Below are 16,943 nucleotides of genomic sequence, written 5' to 3' on the forward strand. Positions count from 1 at the left end.
CGCTTGGCGGGCTTTTGGTACACGGCTCTTGTCCATCGTTACCATTGCCAGCCGAACATGCATTCTGTACAATGGAGGGATAGAAAAACGCGAACGGAAAAGCGGAGGGGACAACATGAACCGATGGACGGGCAGGGCATCTGATTTGGACGAATGGCTGGAAGAGCTAAAGCAAGAGCCGGAATTAATGGACAACGTAACCCATTGGCATACGATTCCGCCTCGATCGGCAAGGACGGCGCCTCTTCCAGAGGATTTAGCGCCGCAATTGGCGGATGCGCTTCGTGCGAGAGGCGTAGATGAGCTGTATGTACATCAATCATTAGCTTACCGTGCGGTAAGAGAGGGCAATCATGTGGTTGCCGTGACGCCGACGGCGTCGGGCAAGACGATGTGCTACAATTTGCCAGTGCTGCAATCGCTATTAGAAAACGATGATGGCAGGGCGCTGTATATGTTTCCGACCAAGGCGTTAGCGCAGGACCAAGTGGCAGAGCTGCAGAAGCTGGCCGATATAATGGGAGCGCCGATTAAGACACATACATACGATGGCGATACGCCGCCTACTGTAAGGCAAGCGATCAGAAATGCAGGGCATATTGTCGTGACGAACCCGGATATGCTGCACTCGGCCATTTTGCCGCATCATACGAAGTGGGTAAAGCTATTCGAGAACATCCGATATATCGTCATTGACGAGCTGCATGCCTATCGCGGCGTATTTGGCAGCCATGTCGCGAATGTCATTCGGCGTTTGAAGCGGATTTGCAAGTTTTATGGATCTTCGCCTCAATTTATTTGTGCGTCTGCAACGATTGACAATCCGCAGGAGCATGCGGAGCGGCTCATTGGCGAATCCGTTGCGCTTGTCAATGATAACGGAGCGCCAATGGGTGAGAAGCATTTTGTATTCTACAATCCGCCCGTGGTTAATGAACAGCTAGGCATTCGCCGCAGCAGTGTGCTTGAGACGAGGAAACTGGCTGGCATGCTACTGAAGCAAGGGGTGCAGACGATCGTGTTCGCGCGGAGCCGAGTGCGAGTGGAGCTGCTTTTAACTTATTTGCAAGAGCTGGTGAAGGATAAAATTGGGGACCGAACGATTCGCGGCTATCGCGGCGGATATTTGCCTAAGCTTCGGCGTGAGATCGAGAAGGGGCTCCGTAATGGGGAAATTCGCGGCGTTGTCAGCACGAATGCGCTGGAGCTCGGCATTGACATTGGGCAATTGCAGGCATGCGTGCTTAACGGCTACCCCGGAACGGTCGCAAGCACATGGCAGCAGTCGGGCCGTGCAGGCAGGCGGCAGACTAGCTCAGTGACATTTATGGTTGCTAGCAGCAATCCGTTAGACCAATATATTATTCAAAATCCAAGCTTCTTCTTCAACCGTCCGCCAGAACGGGCACTTATTCATCCTGATAACCTGTTAATTCTGATCGACCATGTCAAATGTGCGGCGTACGAGCTTCCTTTCCAAACAGGCGAGCAATTTGGTTCGGAAACGCTAGAAGATATGCTGGAGTTTCTGGTGGAAGAGAAGGTGCTGCATCGCTCGGGGAGCCGATGGTATTGGATGGAGCAGTCATTCCCGGCCCATGGGATTTCGCTCCGGTCTGCTGCGCAAGAAAACTTCATTATTATCGACCTGTCCGAAGGCAGCCGTGTATTAGGTGAGGTTGACCGCTTCAGCGCGCCTACGCTTATACATGAGGAAGCGATCTATATTCACGAAGGCGTGCAGTATCAAGTAGAGAAGCTGGATTATGCGGAGAAGAAGGCATATGTGCGGGAAGTGGACGTTGATTATTACACCGATGCCAATCTAGCGGTCGAGCTTAAGGTGCTTCATGCTGATAAGGAACGTGTGAGCGGAGATATCGTTCGGACGTATGGGGAAGTCACGGTTAATGCGAAGGCGACGATTTTCAAAAAAATTCGGTTGCGTACACACGAAAACATAGGCTCAGGGCCTATCCATTTGCCAGAGGAAGAGCTTCACACTAGCGGCTATTGGTTCGCTTTCAGCGAGGAAGCGGCAGCGGGCAAAGGGACAAATGAGATGCAATGTGCGCTGCTGGGCATCGCCAATGTGCTCGTGCATATTGCGCCAATCTATCTCATGTGCGACCCGCTTGACATTCGTGTCGTGCCGCAGGTGAAGGCGGTGCATACGCAGCGCCCGACCATTTATTTTTATGACCGGTATCCGGGCGGCATTGGCTTAAGTGAACGGTTGTATGAGGTGCATGACGAATTGCTGGCAAAGGCGAAGCGGCTCATCCAGCAGTGTACATGCTTAAGTGGGTGCCCGGCATGCGTAGGGCCAATCGAGGAAGTAGGGCTGCTTGGCAAAACGCAGGCGCTAAAGCTGCTGGAAGAAGCGGGGGCGAATCAATGAGTGCGTTTCGCGATCGCTTTAATCGGCTACGGGGCAATACAGAGGCGGAGGCGGGAGCGGGAGCTGCCGAGGCGGTAACGGCTCCGTCTCAGCCAGAACAAACGAACACGTTGGCGGAAGCTTATGAGGAAGCAACGTCAATGTTAGAAGAAGCCCATTCTACGGCAGATGTTTTGGAGCTTCCAGAATGGGCGCCTTACGGCGTGCGGCTCGTTCGCCATGAGGCTGGCGAGTTTCTGCTGAAGGAAACGCGATTTCCGATGGCGTATCAGCACGGGATTCATGCATTTGCGGAATGGCCGGCTGCTGCACCGTCTTTAGCTGCATTTCATGGGGATGAGCTTGTCATTGGGCCAGACCCGAGGAGCGGAAACGAGATGCAGGATCATCCGCCTGTGCCGCAAGACGTGCTGTTTCTCGATTTGGAGACGACAGGCCTTGGTGTTGGTGCGGGCAATGTCCCGTTTATGTTAGGCATTGCCTACTACGAGGGGAATGAATATGTCGTTCGCCAATCGCTTATTCGGCATCCGGCGGAGGAGCGGGCGATGCTGGCGGATTTGAAAGACCGTTTGGCGCAATTTCGTTATTTAGTAACCTATAACGGGCGTACCTTCGACTGGCCGCTCGTGCAAAGCCGCTTCATCATGAACGGGTTCGGCAGCCGGGTATGGGAGCCGCTGCATTTGGATTTTCTTCATCCATCACGGACGATCTGGCGAAATACATTAACGTCCTGCAAACTTAGCCGCGTTGAAGAGGAGCGGCTCGGGGTTTTTCGGCAGGATGATCTTCCGGGCTCGGAGGCGCCTGGCCGGTATTTTGCTTATTTGGCAGATGGGAATCCTGCACCGTTAGAGGACGTATTTCGCCATAATGAGATTGATATGTTATCCCTCGCTGCGCTTGCGATCCGATTCGGGCACTTGCTGGCGGGGCGCATCGGGCAAGAGGTTCCAGTTCCAACTGAGCCGGAAGAGTTGGTTCGAACAGGCTTATGGCTAGAGCGAATGGGATGCTCGGATTCGGCTGCGCCACTGCTGGCCGCTGTCCGGCGGCTCGAACACGCATCGCCTTCTGTATGGAATCGGTTAGCCGAGCGGGATAAACGGCAGGGCAACTGGGATGAAGCAATTGAGCTATGGCGAAAATCGGCCGCGGCGGCAGAGCAATCGGGTTTGCCGAACTGGGAAGCGCATATCGAGCTTTCGATGTATTATGAGCATCGTGCAAAAGATACGGATGCTGCATTACAATTCGCGCAGGCAGCATTAGCGCTTGCCCTGGAGCATCCATTGTCTGGCCGTGCGAATAGCAAGCGCCGTAAAGAGATTGATGCCTTGCGGCACCGGCTAGGCAGGCTCGTTCGCAAGACATCGCAATAGCCGGTTTTCTTTGTCGAACGATGGACAATCAGGGTGGTAACTTGGTTAAACCTGTGGTATTGTGGCAGAAGGCTTAGCTGATCGGCAATAGCAGTGAACGCCTGCTCCAGCTTGCGTTTGAAGCTTGAAGCAGGCTGTTATAGTGGAGGGGTATATCGAATGAAAACGATCCGATTTGCTTTTAGCGGCTTCGGAAATATAGCAAAAACACATATGACCGCCTTACGGGCGCTCCCAATCGTAAAGCGGGTTCCCGTGTTGCCAGTGCTGGACACGCTCATCACGCGTGATCCAGAACGTAAACGGGCGCAAGCAGAGGCAATTGGCTTCCGCAATGTTGTGTCGACCGTAGCGGAAGCTGCGTCCGATACACAGGTGGATGTCATTGATATTTGTACGCCGAACCATCTGCATGATAGCGATGTACGAGCGGCTATCGCGGGCGGCAAAGCAGTCTATTGCGAGAAACCGGTCACAGACCGTTATGAAGCTTCGGAGCAGCTTCAGCAGGCGGTGCAAGCTTCGGGATTGCCTGAGCAGCTCGCTTTCACGTTCCGTTACCATCCGGCAGCAATGCGCATCCGTGAGCTGGTGCGCCAAGAGGTGATCGGCGAAATTTTGCAATGCAAGATTTCATACCGCCGCTCCGGTTACTTAAATGCGGAACGCCCGATTAGCTGGAGGCTGTCAGGCAGCATGTCCGGAGGCGGAGCGATTAGCGACTTAGGCGTGCATGCGCTTGATCTATTCCGCTATTGGTTTGGAGAGATTGAAGAAGCTAATGGCCGCGTACATACGCATGTGAAACGACGTCCAGCATCTGCGGGGAGTACAGAGCTTGCAGATGTTGACGTCGATGACTGGGCGATGATCCAGCTGTCTACTGTTTCGGGCATTAACGGCGTAGCCGAAGTATCTAGAGTTGCGCTCGGGGCGGAAGCGTTCGATATCCAGATCGTGGGCGCTCGCGGAGCGATCACATGCGACTTGGAACGGGATGCGTTCCCAGCCGTACATTTTGTCCAAGGCCGTGCAGGATCACTGCCGGAGCCTTCATCACTCGCATTAATACCGGACGAGAAGACGACGATGGGATTTGCGGTTGATAACCATTTTGGCGCGCTGCATCATTTCCTCCTGCGGCTAGCAGGAGAAGACCGTTGGCCGGATATCGTCCCAACGCTGCGCGATGGCGTCATTGTGGAGCAATGGATTGAACGCGTCATTGCCCAATCGCGTGAGGAACGGGCATGACGTACACGGGGCCGATTAAAGGGTTATTGTTAGATTTAGACGGGACGCTCTACCACGGCACACGGATGATTCCGGGTGCTGATCGGTTGATTGGGCAGCTCATTGAGCAGAACATTCCATTCCGTTATGTGACGAATAATTCGTCCTTAACGCCAGGCGCATTCGCTGATCGATTACAAGGTATGGGCATACCAGCAACAGCGAAGGAAGTATGCACATCTGCAGAAGCTGCCGCCGCGTATATTGCAAAGGTTAAGCCGCGTGCGAACGTATTCGTCATTGGCGAGAGCGGGCTGCGGCAAGCGGCAGAAGAAGCGGGCTTAACGATCGTTGAAGAGGGTGCAGACTTCGTCGTACAAGGGATTGATCGTGAGCTTTCTTATGATAAAATCGCAAAAGCAGTGGAACAATTGCTCGGTGGAGCGGAATCGATTTTGACCAATCCGGATTTGTTGCTGCCGTCTGAACACGGGCTTCGGCCCGGTGCAGGATCGATTGGCGCGATGATACAGGCGGCTAGCGGGAAGGTGCCTACCGTTATTGGCAAGCCTTCTACTATTCTTATGAATTTTGCTTTAAACAGTTTAGGTGTCAGCGCATCCCAGTCGTGGGTGGTCGGCGATAATCTAGCTACGGATATTGCAGCGGGCAAGGCGGCTGGCTGCGGCACTGTGCTTGTATTAACGGGGCTAACAACAGCAGATAACCTCGAGTCATATGCGGCAAAAGCAGGCTGCAGGCCTGATGTCATCTGCGCGGATTTGGAAGCATTGAGCTCGTATATAACCGAGCGAAACGGGCAATAAGAGAAGGAAACGTATGGACAGGAAGGAAGAGGACGGATGCCGGAATTGCCGGAAATGGAAACCTATCGTAATATGCTGTCGGAACGAATTGCCGGTAGAACGATTACCGGAGCTTCCGTAACACGCGAGAAAACGGTCAATTTAGAACCCGATGCTTTTGTACAAGCATTAGTGGGCCGTGTTGTCTGGTTCGTTGAACGCCGAGGCAAACATTTGCTGCTGCACTTAGATGATGGCCGTCGGCTTATTATCCATCTTATGCTTGGCGGTTCTCTCTATTATGGGGATGATGCGGATCGGCCGGATCGAACGGTGCAAGTGGAGCTATCATTTGGAACGCATAAGCTGTTCGGCATCGGGCTGAGGCTTGGATATGTGCATCTGCTGACGGCGAAGGAAGCGATCGAGCGGTTCGAAGAACTGGGTCCTGAGCCGCTAGACCCTCGGCTAACTGTTGAGAAGTTTAAGCAGCTGTTCAAAGGAAAACGCGGTGCGCTGAAATCATCGCTGGTTGACCAACATACCATTGCAGGGATCGGGAACTGCTATGCGGATGAGATCTGTTTCGTTGCTTCGGTACGTCCGGGCATTAAGATTCCTGCGCTTAAAGACGAAGATTGGGAACGGCTGTATCGCGCCATGCAATCGGTGCTTCGCGAAGCGACTGCAAGTGGCGGTTACATGGAAGGCCCCTTTTACCAAGGCGATACATTAACGGGCGGTTTTAATGCACTGTGCCGTGTTTATGACCGTGGCGGCGAGCCATGCACGCAATGCGGGACTGCCATCATACAAGCCGAAGTATCTTCGAAAAAAGTGTTCTATTGCCCGGCTTGCCAACCGGAGGCGTAACGCGATGCGCCAAGGCTGTCATGTAAGTACGAGGGGCGGGTATCGGGCTGCGGCTGTAAAGGCGCAAGCGGTCGGGGCAAGGTCTTATCAATATTTTCCGAAAAATCCCCGGTCATTATCAGTTAAACCGTTCGATCGTGCAGATGCAGAGCGATGTTCCGCGTATTGCGCGCAGCATGATCTGTTATCCATCGCCCATACGCCGTACCCTACGAACTTAGCAACGGCAGATTTGGCGCAGCGCAGCCGTACGGTTGATTCGTTATTAAATGATCTTGAGATCGCGGAGACATGCGGGTCGCTTGGCGTCGTCGTTCATTTTGGCATTTACAAAGGGCCTGACCCGCTCGTCGGTTACCGTAACATCATTGCATGCTTGGATGAAGTGACAGCGCGCTGGAGCGGGAAAGCCAAGCTGCTAATTGAAAATCAAGCTGGCGACCATGCGCCGATGGGGACGACGTTTGAGGAGCTAGCAACGATACGCTCCCTATGCCAAAAGCCCGAAAGTATTGCTTATTGCCTTGATTCCTGCCACTTGTTCGCAAGCGGGGTTTGGAATGGCGACGCTGGCGCGCAATGGTTAGAGACAGCAAGAAGCACGGGTGTGCTCGACCATATTGCAGCCGTTCATTTTAATGATTGCATGTATCCTTCTGGCTCGCGCAAAGACCGCCATGCCGCAATTGGCCAAGGGGAAATCAGTTCAGAAGGATTGCAATGGCTGCTTCGTGTGCCTGAATTAAACGGCATCCCTTTCGTGTTAGAGACGCCTACGAACGGCGTGGGTACACATCAACTGCAGTTACAGCTCATGTTGGAGTGGGGGGCGCTAAATTGAGGCATATTTATGTTGACGATTATCGCGCATGCCCGGCAGGCTTTCTGCTTGCGCGTAATGCGGAAGAAGCGATCTTGCTAATTGCCAATATGGAAGTTGATATCCTGTCCCTGGATTTTGATTTGGGTTATGATCAGCCAACCGGATTGGCGATCGTTCACTTCATGACAGAGCACAGCGTTTATCCGCAAGAGGTATATTTGCACACGTCCAGCGAAGCGGGTCGTATGCAAATGTATCGCTTGCTGTCTCAGCATGCGCCGTCTCACGTAGAGCTGCATTATGGGCCGATGCCAGATGAAGTGCGTGAGCGGGTAGCTAGACAAGCCTCGGGCAGTTAGGCTAATAGAATTTCGAGCAGCCCAAATCGCCTATGGCAAGGGAAGGAGGAGAACGATTGATCCATTTGCGCGACGTAACGTTTAAGCGCGATGAGCGCATCATTCTTAACGGCGTTAATTTTGATGTGAACAAAGGCGAGCAATGGGTCGTGCTGGGTCGCAATGGCTCAGGCAAGACGACGCTGTTAGAATTTATTACGGCCTATCAATTTCCAACTTCAGGCACTGTAGATGTTCTGGGAAATCGATATGGTACGGTTGATGTCCGCGAAGTGCGGAAGCAAATCGGGTATATTTCGCAATCGCTCATTGAGAAATTGACGCTGCGTGATCCGGTCTGGGAGGTTGTTGCTACGGGGGAGTATGCGTTCCTTCGTTTCTACCAGGACATTCCGGATGAGGTGAAGACGAAAGCGAGGGCTTTGCTAGACGAAGTAGGCCTGCTCCATACGGCGGACCAAGCGCTCTCAACACTTTCGCAAGGGGAACGCAAAAAAGTGATGCTTGCAAGAGCATTAATGCAAGATCCGAAGCTATTAATTATGGACGAGCCGTGCGCTGGACTTGACCTCTATGAGCGGGAAAAACTGCTCGTTGATCTAGACCAGTTGCGCAAACGCGATATTACAGTCATTTATGTTACGCATCATATTGAAGAGATTGTTCCTCTGTTTACGCATGTAGCACTCGTTCATAATGGATCCATTATTGCAGCGGGAACAAAAGAAGAGGTGTTGAAGCCCGAGGTGTTGAGTGCTGCTTATCATTTGCCAATCGAGGTCGACTGGCATCACGGCAGGCCTTGGATTCGGGTTCAACCAGTAGAGAAGGGAGCATCCGAGTGAGCGCAGAAGCACAAGGCGCTGCGTTTACGCAGTGGATCGGAACATCAAATCAAGGGTACGCCCCGTTGGCGATGGAGGAAGTTCGCCGAACGGTCGAAGGGGCGGCCGTAAGGGTGCTTGCGCCGGGCGAAACATTTCTTATTGAAAGCCCGCTCGATCGAGAAGAGACGCTGCAGCAAATCCAAACGAATCCGCCTATTTTTTTGAGGCATATTCAGGCTGTTGATGGGTTGTTGGAGCTAACAGAGGATGGACCTATCGATGCGCTGGCCTGGCTTTCCGAACAGGTAAGGCTAGCTGAGCCACAGCTACGCGAACAACGAATTGCCGTGCATGTTCGCCGAACGGATGGATGTGTGTTTGCTTCTTCGATTAGTGAGGTGAAGCATGCTATAGATGCAGCGTTGCGGGATGTTGGCGCAATGCCGGAACAGCAGGAGCCGCAACGTATCGTGTCGGTCTATGCAGTGAAAGACCGCCTTTACATAGGAATGGGTACGCCTGATGAGCTTATGTCCGATTGGCCAGGCGGAGCCATCCGTTTTCATCGGGAAGATGGGCAGATTTCGCGCGCGAAGTTCAAATTAGTTGAAGCGGAACGCGCTTTTGGTTTGGATTATACGCAGTACCGCGAGGCTTTGGACATTGGGGCTGCGCCCGGCGGATGGACGTCGTTGCTGCTTGAACGTGGCGTGTCAGTAACCGCAATTGATCCAGCAGCGTTACATCCCTCCATCGTGCGCCACCCGAAGCTCACTTATTTGAAGCGCAACGCTTCTGAAGTGAAATTCAAGCCGAATTCGTTTGACCTGCTCGTCTGCGACATGAGCTGGAGCCCGATGCAGATGGTGAAGCTTGTGATGGAATTAACGGATGCGTTAACCCATGGCGCAACGGGAATCGTAACGATCAAGCTAATGCATAAGAAGCCATTGCAGACGATTCGCGATGTTATCGCTAAATTAGAATCAGACTTTATCGTACACCGGGCAAAACAGCTTTTTCATAACCGAGAAGAAATTACGCTGTTCATGACCAAACGATAAGTATCTTTTCAATTATGAATTTAACAGATATAATAGCAAGTAACGAATAATCACTGACAGGGAAAGCATCCCGGTTGGAGGCGCGAATGTGCCTTCGGCCGGGATTTTTTATTTTCATGCAAAGGGGATGAACGAGGTGGATTCGATGTTATCGACAGGTCAGCTCATTGGAGGGCGTTACCGGATTGCTGGCGAGATTGGGAAAGGCGGCATGGGAACGGTATATGCGGCAGAGGACTTGCGGCTGCAAGGAAAGCTGCGTGCTGTGAAAGCAGCAAGCAGGCATAATGAGGACTACGAACAATGTGCGGAGGAAGCCCGGTTGCTTATGCGGCTTAACCATCCGAATTTGCCGCAAATCGTTGATTATTTTCCGCCGGATAGCAATGGCGTAGAAATACTAGTGATGGATTATGTACATGGCATTACGGCAGCCGAAAGAATGAAGCGGATCGGCGGGCGTTTGCCATTTGGCCAAGCCGTTTCGATCGGTCTCCAGCTTTGCGATGCGCTAAGCTACCTTCATGAACAATCGCCTCAGATCATACATCGGGATTTAAAGCCGTCCAATGTTATGATCGATGAGAACGGGCATGTTCGCCTGATTGATTTTGGCATTGCTAGGCTGTATAAGGCAGGGCGCCAGCGGGATACGCTGCAATTAGGCACGCCTGGATTTGCTGCACCGGAGCAGGAAGGCGGGATGCAAAGCGATGAGCGGACGGATATTTATGGGCTTGGAGCGCTTATGTTCTTCCTGATTAGCGGAGGAAGGCCATATGTTTCGTCAGACCCGCATGCATTGGATTCGACCCGGCTGAACATCGATGTGCCATTATCATTTTTGGGCATTATCGGGCGGATGCTGCAGGAGAATCCTTCCCTCCGTTATGCAAACATGCGCCAAGTGGAAGAAGCAATTTCCGGTATTGTGCCAGCGGGCCGTTCGTTCAGTCGAATGCTTGGCGATTCGATGGCTAATGGCCGCATAACCGGGCTTTCTGTAGTATTGTCGGTTGCTCCTGGCGCAGGATCTACGTTTATTACGATGACATTAGCAAGATTGCTCGGGCATGCCGGAGCTGCCGTATCCGCTATTGAACATGCTGGACAAGCGCCTGAATGGCATGCATGGCTGCAAGGGAGAGCGGCAAGTGGGGCTCGTGTGAGCGAAACGGTGGATGGGCGATATTTTCGGTTGGAACAGCAGTACATCGATTGGTATAGCCTGAATGCTGAACAATCGCCGTCAAGAGCGGATGGAGATGAAGGGTTCCGGCTGCTCGTTGAACAAGCGGCGGGACGGACCGTGCTATTAGATTTATCATGCGGATGGATGGAACAGCATGGCTGCACTTGGGTGGCAAGAGCTTCTGCCATTATTGTTGTGGCGGATCCGATTCCGGCCAAATGGTCGGCTATTCGCTTACGCAAGCTATACAAATCATTGAATGAAGCAAAAGCGGATGGAGCAAGCGTGCTCTGGATTGCGAATAAAGATGCTGCTTTCGCTCAACGCAACGAGTGGCTTTCCCTTTTTCCAGAGCCGCCTGCATCATGCCTGTTATTGGCCAATGCGAATGGCTGCAAATGTTATGGGATGGGCGATGGCCGACCGACGTTCCTGCGTACGCTAGAGGGCTCGAAAAAGCGCTCCGTCCGGTCCTTTCTGTCGTAAAACAGCGGTAAATGTCGGGCGCCACGGCATTTGGTTATCCACAACGTTGTTCCGATATGGTACAATAATTCCGGCGCGAACATCGGATTCGACGCCTTACACTTAAATAGCAGAACGGAGTATTTTTCATGAGTTTATTGACTGTTGAAGAGTTATCGCATACATTTGGTGATCGCACGCTGTTCAAAAACGTATCGTTCCGCCTGTTGGCGGGTGAGCATGTTGGCCTTGTTGGCGCGAACGGCACGGGCAAATCGACATTAATGAATATTTTGACTGGCTCGCTTCTCAAAGACAGCGGCCGGGTAGAGTGGACGCCGCGCGTTCGTTATGGCTATTTGGACCAGCATACCAAGCTGACGCCTGGCAAAACGATTCGCGACGTGCTCAAGGATGCCTACCTGCCTTTGCTGGAAGCAGAGAAAGAGCTTAACGATATTGCTAACCAGATGGCTGATGCTGATCCCGACACGCTCGAGAAACTGCTTGAGCGTATGGGCGAGATTCAAGAAGAGCTGGAAATCGGCGATTTCTACATGCTTGACGTGAAAGTCGAAGAGATGGCGAACGGCCTTGGCTTAAACGCTATCGGCTTGGAACGTGACGTTGCAGCACTTAGTGGCGGACAACGTACGAAAGTATTGCTTGCTAAGCTGCTTCTTGAGAAGCCGACGGTATTGCTCCTTGATGAGCCTACCAACTACTTGGATGAAGAGCATATTACGTGGTTGACGGAATATTTGAAATCTTACCCGTACGCTTTCATCTTGATTTCCCATGAAACTAGCTTCATGAATCAGGTCGTAGATGTTGTTTACCATCTGGAATTTGCACGTATGACGCGCTATACAGGCAACTACGAGAAGTTCATGCAGATGGCTGACATTAATAAAAATCAGCATATTGATGCGTACGAAAAGCAGCAAGAGTTTATAAAGAAACAAGAGGACTTTATTCAGCGCAATAAAGCGCGTTATTCGACGTCAGGCCGTGCGAAGAGCCGTGAGAAGCAGCTTGACCGCATCGAAAGAATTGATCGCCCTGAAGAAGCGCAGAAACCTACGTTCCAATTCAAAGAAGCACGCACGAGCGGCAAGACGGTATTCGAGGCAAAAGGCCTCAGCATCGGCTATGACCGTCCGCTTCTTCCGAAGATGGACGTGCTCATCGAACGTGGTGATAAAGTTGCAATTGTTGGCTGCAACGGCGTCGGCAAGTCGACGCTGCTGAAGACGATTCTCGGTGTAATCGAGCCGCTGGACGGCAAGACGTATCGTGGAGATTTCCTTCACCCAGCGTATTTTGCCCAAGAGATGAAAGCTCCTACGATGACACCGCTGGATGATGTTTGGAACGAGTTCTCTAGCCTCAATCAGCATGAGGTTCGCGCGGCGCTTGCCCGCTGCGGGTTGAAAAACGAACATATTACACGTGCGTTGAACCAGCTTAGCGGTGGTGAGCAGGCTAAAGTTCGCTTATGCAAACTTATGATGCGCGAGAGCAACTGGATTCTGTTCGACGAACCGACGAACCACTTGGACGTTGTGGCGAAGGCAGAATTGAAGCGGGCGCTTAAGGAATTCAAAGGAACCGTTATTCTCGTATCCCATGAACCTGATTTCTATGAGGATTGGGTAACGAAAACGTGGGATGTTGAGTCCTGGTCCATGCAGATGAACTAATAAGTGCAATAAAAACCCATACTAATTGGACAGTGCCCAGCTGCACGCGAATTGATTGGTACAAAAGCAATGTTATCCGGTGAACGCAGCGGCCGCAGGTTGCTGCGTTCTTCTAGCAGAAAGCAGGTGAAACTTCATTGAACGAACGAATTCTAGTCATCGAAGACGAAGAAGGAATCTCTCGCGTATTGCAGCTTGAACTGGAGCACGAAAGCTACACAGTGGGCGTGGCTGAGGACGGTCGAAAAGGGCTAGAAATGGCTCAATCGGGTGAATGGGATTTGGTGTTGCTCGATGTAATGCTCCCGGGCTTGAACGGCATTGAGGTGCTAAGGCGATTGCGGCAAGGAGGCAATACCGTTCCCGTTATTTTATTGACAGCGCGTGATACAGTTCCAGATAAAGTGAGCGGCTTCGAGCATGGAGCAAGCGATTACGTGACCAAGCCCTTTGCGATGGAAGAGCTGCTGGCCCGCGTACGGAACATCTTGCGTATTTTTGCGCAGCATACGAAGGAAGTTGAGGGTGCTGACCTAATCAAGGTCGGCGATCTAACCGTTGAGCTGCGCACGCGCAAAGTATTCCGTAAAGAGCTGGCAGTTGATTTGACGCCGCGCGAGTTTGAGCTGCTTGTTTATTTGGCTGAGCATAAAAACGAAGAGAAATCGCGTGAAGATATATTGTCGGAAGTATGGGGATACGATTTTATTGGCGAAACGAATTTGGTTGACGTGTATATCCGGTATTTGCGCCAAAAGCTCGATAAAGGGTTCCGCTATAAGCTGATTCATACCGTTCGGGGCGTGGGCTATATGTTGAAGGAGCCTAACGGATGACGCTTCGCAAGCGGTATACGCTATTTACGATTTTTTGGATTATTTTCATCTTGTTGTTGTTTAATATTTTCGTTTACCTATTCGTGATTAACATTACGACGCGCAGCGAGGAGCAGTCGCTCACCGATAAAGTGAAGCTGCTGCTTGAGAATACCCATCCACAGAAGGTTGAGTCGTATGATAACCCGAGCTTGTTGGATGACTTTTATAATGTGAATGAGCTTATCCGCATCGTTGCGCCTTCAGGCGCTATTCTGAATGAGGAAGGCTCGGACCAAGAATTGAAAGCCCAGCAGCCTATGTTCTATCGCACGCATGATTCGGGACTAATGACAATCGCCGGCAAACGCGTATTATATATGCGAGTTCCGTTATACGATGGCCATGACCTGGTCGGAAGCCTTGAAATTATGCGAAGGCTTAATTCGCTTGATACGTACCTGCAAATACTCGTCGTCGCACTTGCGGTTACGAGTGCTGGCGCGATTTTGTTCGCGATATTCGGCACCTATTGGTTTACCTCAAGGCTTACCTCTCCGATTCAGCAGATGGTTTCGACGATGCGGGAGATTGACCGCAGCGGCAAGCTGCGAAAGATTGAATCCAAACCGGAGGACGATTCGGCAGAAATGCAGCAGCTTGTGCGTGCGTTCAACCAGATGATTGAGCGCCTGGATCGCACATTTGCCCGCCAAAAGCAGTTCGTAGCGGATGCTTCCCATGAATTGAAGACGCCTTTAACTGTCATAGGAAGCTATGCAGGCATGCTGAAGCGCTGGGGGCGTGACGACGCAGCAGTACGAGACGAAGCGATTGAATCGATTGCCCGAGAAGTAGAGCGGCTGCAAAACTTGACCAAATCGATGCTGACGCTTGCGGATGCGGAGCAAGAGGATTGGCTGAATGTCGAGTCATTTGACCTTGTTCCAATCGTAGACGAGCTAGCGGAAATGATGCATGTGACGTTCGGCCGGACGATTCGTGTGAATGCCGTTACCGGAAGCGTGAGAATGAATGGTGACCGGGACAAAATCCGCCAGTTGCTCGTCATACTTATTGATAATGCAATTAAGTACAGTAAAGAATCAATCGACGTTACGGTTAGTTCCGTTAAGCAAACCGTACGGCTGTACGTGACGGATAAAGGGATAGGTATCCCGGAAAATGAAATTCCATATCTGTTTGAACGGTTCTATCGGGTAGATGGCGCTAGAAGCCGTTCAACTGGCGGTGTCGGCCTTGGATTGTCAATTGCGAAGCGAATTGTTGATCTTCATGATGGCCAGATTGAAGTAATTAGCAAGCCAGAACGCGGTACGACCATTATGCTGCAGTTTCCTTTCCGGCGTTTATAGGCTAAGGCTCATTTTGCTAACTCGGATCCAATTGCGGTCTTCGGTAGCAGGATGGGCTTTTTTTGGCGCAAAAAAAAGAACACCTAGCATGAGGTGATCCCTTAATGTGAATATGCATTTCCGATCGGATTACTTAATGACACGGCGTGCAGTAATGTAGCTTTTTTTCCAATAGGTGGAGTCAATGTTCGATAGCGTGACGCCTGCACTGCTGGATGCGTGCAAGATTTTACGGTCCCCTGCATAGATCGCGACATGCGAGATTTTCGAGCCGCCAGATGTAGCAAAGAAGATGAGATCGCCTTTGCTCAAATAAGCTTTACCGACCTTTGTTCCTTCTTCAGCTTGTTCTGTCGTTGTACGTGGGATGGAAATGCCATTTTCCTTGAATATGTACTGCGTAAAAGAAGAGCAATCGAAAGCGTAAGTGACGCCGCTTGGAGCTCCGAATCGATAAGGAACGCCTAGGTATGTTTGGCCAGTGGACAAAACCTCTTCTGCTTCTGGTGTTGCTGCTGATGCTTGCCCGGTAGATCCGAAGGTAAGCGCCGAAAGGCTGATCACTGCGCACAGCGTCGTGCCGACTATTTTTTTCATCCATCGTTTCGTCTGTATGTTCATGATGTCCCTCCAATGTTATCTTCAGCATCTGATGGGATAACTATAACACAGCAATAATTGCATAAAGATTCCCACGGAAAGCGTAACCTTCGGCGGTGTAACGGATTAAGCGCCTTTATTAGAGTTGCGTGAGAAAATTCTCATGGTAACATGACAATAATGAGAGCAGCGAGAGGGGAATCCTAGATGACTTTATTAACGTTTGCTGGAACAGGAGATTCTATGGGGGTTCCGCGCGTTTATTGTGATTGTGAAGTGTGCCAGGAAGCACGGGAAAGCGGTGAAAATCGGCGTTATCGTTCTTCCCTTCGAATAGAGGATAAGGCGTTTGGCCATACATGGATTGACTGCGGCCCCGATTGGGGCAAACAAGTGGAAGCAGCGGGACAGCGCTTCCCTGATCGCATTCTGATCACGCATGCCCACTTCGATCATATCGGTGGGCTTGTGGAGTGGGCGGATGCTTGCCGCTGGCTTGGGCGAAAAGGAGAGGCGCATGCGCCAAGCGAGGTGATCGAGGAGATTTTGAACCGATTCCCTTGGCTCGGGGGGCAGATCACATTCCATCCATTAGATGAGGGCCTAACCATTGGCGATTGGACCGTTCACGCTTGGAAAGTATGCCATGGCAAAAACGGCTACTCCTACGCGTTTCGATTCGACCATCGTGTAACGGGGAAAGCCTGGGCCTATTGTTCCGACGCTATCGCATTGACCGAAGAACAACTCAAGCCGCTTTACGGGCTGGATTTGCTCATTCTAGGCACGAGCTTTTATGAAGAGCCCTACGAGTTCTCAACACGTTCGCTGTATGATGTGAAGGAAGCGTTGGAGCTTATAAAAGATTTACGGCCGATTAGGACCTGTTTTACCCATATGTCGCATGATATTGACCTTCGGCGCAACTATGGGCTGCCAGAACAAGTGTGGTTTGCTAGGACAGGCATGCAGATCGAGGTGTGAGCCAAAAAGCGCCAATCGGAAATGAGCTACATGCTCA

Annotated in this window: 15 protein-coding genes; 14 read left to right on the plus strand and 1 reads right to left on the minus strand. The window is 51.4% G+C overall.

Annotated elements, in window-relative coordinates:
• The first annotated feature begins 115 nt into the window (after nt 1-115).
• The 13 genes from GON22_RS08775 (at nt 116) to GON22_RS08835 (ending at nt 15,322) form a co-directional block, all read left to right on the plus strand.
• A complete protein-coding gene (locus tag GON22_RS08775) occupies nt 116-2,401 on the plus strand; it encodes a DEAD/DEAH box helicase (protein WP_160395736.1) in 2,286 nt (761 codons plus the stop codon).
• On the plus strand, nt 2,398-3,786 hold the full coding sequence (locus tag GON22_RS08780; protein ID WP_160395737.1) for a ribonuclease H-like domain-containing protein: 1,389 nt from the start codon (nt 2,398-2,400) through the stop codon (nt 3,784-3,786). Before GON22_RS08775 ends, GON22_RS08780 begins: the two co-directional genes overlap by 4 nt.
• Nucleotides 3,787-3,945: 159 nt before the next feature.
• On the plus strand, nt 3,946-5,040 hold the full coding sequence (locus GON22_RS08785; protein ID WP_160395738.1) for a Gfo/Idh/MocA family protein: 1,095 nt from the start codon (nt 3,946-3,948) through the stop codon (nt 5,038-5,040).
• Nucleotides 5,037-5,846, plus strand: coding sequence for an HAD-IIA family hydrolase (locus GON22_RS08790; protein WP_160395739.1), 810 nt, complete (start codon nt 5,037-5,039; stop codon nt 5,844-5,846). The genes GON22_RS08785 and GON22_RS08790 overlap by 4 nt, the downstream gene beginning before the upstream one ends.
• 36 nt (nt 5,847-5,882) lie before the next feature.
• Entirely contained in the window at nt 5,883-6,698 is an 816-nt protein-coding gene (locus GON22_RS08795; RefSeq protein ID WP_160395740.1) for an Fpg/Nei family DNA glycosylase, read from the plus strand.
• A gap of 4 nt (nt 6,699-6,702) precedes the next feature.
• On the plus strand, nt 6,703-7,539 hold the full coding sequence (locus GON22_RS08800) for a deoxyribonuclease IV (protein ID WP_160395741.1): 837 nt from the start codon (nt 6,703-6,705) through the stop codon (nt 7,537-7,539).
• Complete coding sequence (locus GON22_RS08805) at nt 7,536-7,880, plus strand: cyclic-phosphate processing receiver domain-containing protein (RefSeq protein ID WP_160395742.1); 345 nt, start codon at nt 7,536-7,538, stop codon at nt 7,878-7,880. The genes GON22_RS08800 and GON22_RS08805 overlap by 4 nt, the downstream gene beginning before the upstream one ends.
• Nucleotides 7,881-7,936: 56 nt before the next feature.
• Nucleotides 7,937-8,725, plus strand: a complete 789-nt coding sequence (locus GON22_RS08810) for an ABC transporter ATP-binding protein (protein WP_160395743.1) — start codon at nt 7,937-7,939, stop codon at nt 8,723-8,725.
• Nucleotides 8,722-9,771 (plus strand): SAM-dependent methyltransferase, encoded by a 1,050-nt coding sequence (locus GON22_RS08815; RefSeq protein ID WP_160395744.1) that lies wholly within the window; start codon nt 8,722-8,724, stop codon nt 9,769-9,771. Before GON22_RS08810 ends, GON22_RS08815 begins: the two co-directional genes overlap by 4 nt.
• A gap of 145 nt (nt 9,772-9,916) precedes the next feature.
• Nucleotides 9,917-11,449 (plus strand): serine/threonine protein kinase, encoded by a 1,533-nt coding sequence (locus GON22_RS08820; RefSeq protein ID WP_160395745.1) that lies wholly within the window; start codon nt 9,917-9,919, stop codon nt 11,447-11,449.
• A gap of 128 nt (nt 11,450-11,577) precedes the next feature.
• Complete coding sequence (locus tag GON22_RS08825) at nt 11,578-13,131, plus strand: ABC-F family ATP-binding cassette domain-containing protein (protein ID WP_160395746.1); 1,554 nt, start codon at nt 11,578-11,580, stop codon at nt 13,129-13,131.
• 137 nt (nt 13,132-13,268) lie between these two features.
• Nucleotides 13,269-13,967 (plus strand): response regulator transcription factor, encoded by a 699-nt coding sequence (locus GON22_RS08830; RefSeq protein ID WP_006036793.1) that lies wholly within the window; start codon nt 13,269-13,271, stop codon nt 13,965-13,967.
• Nucleotides 13,964-15,322: a HAMP domain-containing sensor histidine kinase gene (locus GON22_RS08835; protein ID WP_160395747.1), complete on the plus strand. Its 1,359-nt coding sequence runs from the start codon at nt 13,964-13,966 to the stop codon at nt 15,320-15,322. Before GON22_RS08830 ends, GON22_RS08835 begins: the two co-directional genes overlap by 4 nt.
• Nucleotides 15,323-15,451: 129 nt before the next feature.
• Here the strand turns inward: GON22_RS08835 and GON22_RS08840 are convergent, their stop codons facing one another.
• The gene (locus GON22_RS08840) at nt 15,452-15,943 is read right to left on the minus strand and encodes a C40 family peptidase (protein ID WP_160395748.1); all 492 of its coding nucleotides are present in this window, start codon (nt 15,941-15,943) and stop codon (nt 15,452-15,454) included.
• 186 nt (nt 15,944-16,129) lie between these two features.
• Between GON22_RS08840 and GON22_RS08845 the strand changes: the two genes are divergently transcribed.
• Nucleotides 16,130-16,906 (plus strand): MBL fold metallo-hydrolase, encoded by a 777-nt coding sequence (locus tag GON22_RS08845; protein WP_160395749.1) that lies wholly within the window; start codon nt 16,130-16,132, stop codon nt 16,904-16,906.
• Nucleotides 16,907-16,943 lie beyond the last annotated feature (37 nt).

This window comes from Paenibacillus sp. MMS18-CY102 (genome assembly GCF_009789195.1).
Taxonomy (GTDB): domain Bacteria; phylum Bacillota; class Bacilli; order Paenibacillales; family Paenibacillaceae; genus Paenibacillus_T.

Coding starts and splice junctions, on each gene's coding strand:
- GON22_RS08835 (WP_160395747.1), top strand. CDS start 13,964: ATGACGCTTCGCAAGCGGTATACGCTATTTACGATTTTTTGGATTATT.
- GON22_RS08785 (WP_160395738.1), top strand. CDS start 3,946: ATGAAAACGATCCGATTTGCTTTTAGCGGCTTCGGAAATATAGCAAAA.
- GON22_RS08780 (WP_160395737.1), top strand. CDS start 2,398: ATGAGTGCGTTTCGCGATCGCTTTAATCGGCTACGGGGCAATACAGAG.
- GON22_RS08840 (WP_160395748.1), bottom strand. CDS start 15,943: ATGAACATACAGACGAAACGATGGATGAAAAAAATAGTCGGCACGACG.
- GON22_RS08775 (WP_160395736.1), top strand. CDS start 116: ATGAACCGATGGACGGGCAGGGCATCTGATTTGGACGAATGGCTGGAA.
- GON22_RS08845 (WP_160395749.1), top strand. CDS start 16,130: ATGACTTTATTAACGTTTGCTGGAACAGGAGATTCTATGGGGGTTCCG.
- GON22_RS08820 (WP_160395745.1), top strand. CDS start 9,917: ATGTTATCGACAGGTCAGCTCATTGGAGGGCGTTACCGGATTGCTGGC.
- GON22_RS08825 (WP_160395746.1), top strand. CDS start 11,578: ATGAGTTTATTGACTGTTGAAGAGTTATCGCATACATTTGGTGATCGC.
- GON22_RS08795 (WP_160395740.1), top strand. CDS start 5,883: ATGCCGGAATTGCCGGAAATGGAAACCTATCGTAATATGCTGTCGGAA.
- GON22_RS08790 (WP_160395739.1), top strand. CDS start 5,037: ATGACGTACACGGGGCCGATTAAAGGGTTATTGTTAGATTTAGACGGG.
- GON22_RS08800 (WP_160395741.1), top strand. CDS start 6,703: ATGCGCCAAGGCTGTCATGTAAGTACGAGGGGCGGGTATCGGGCTGCG.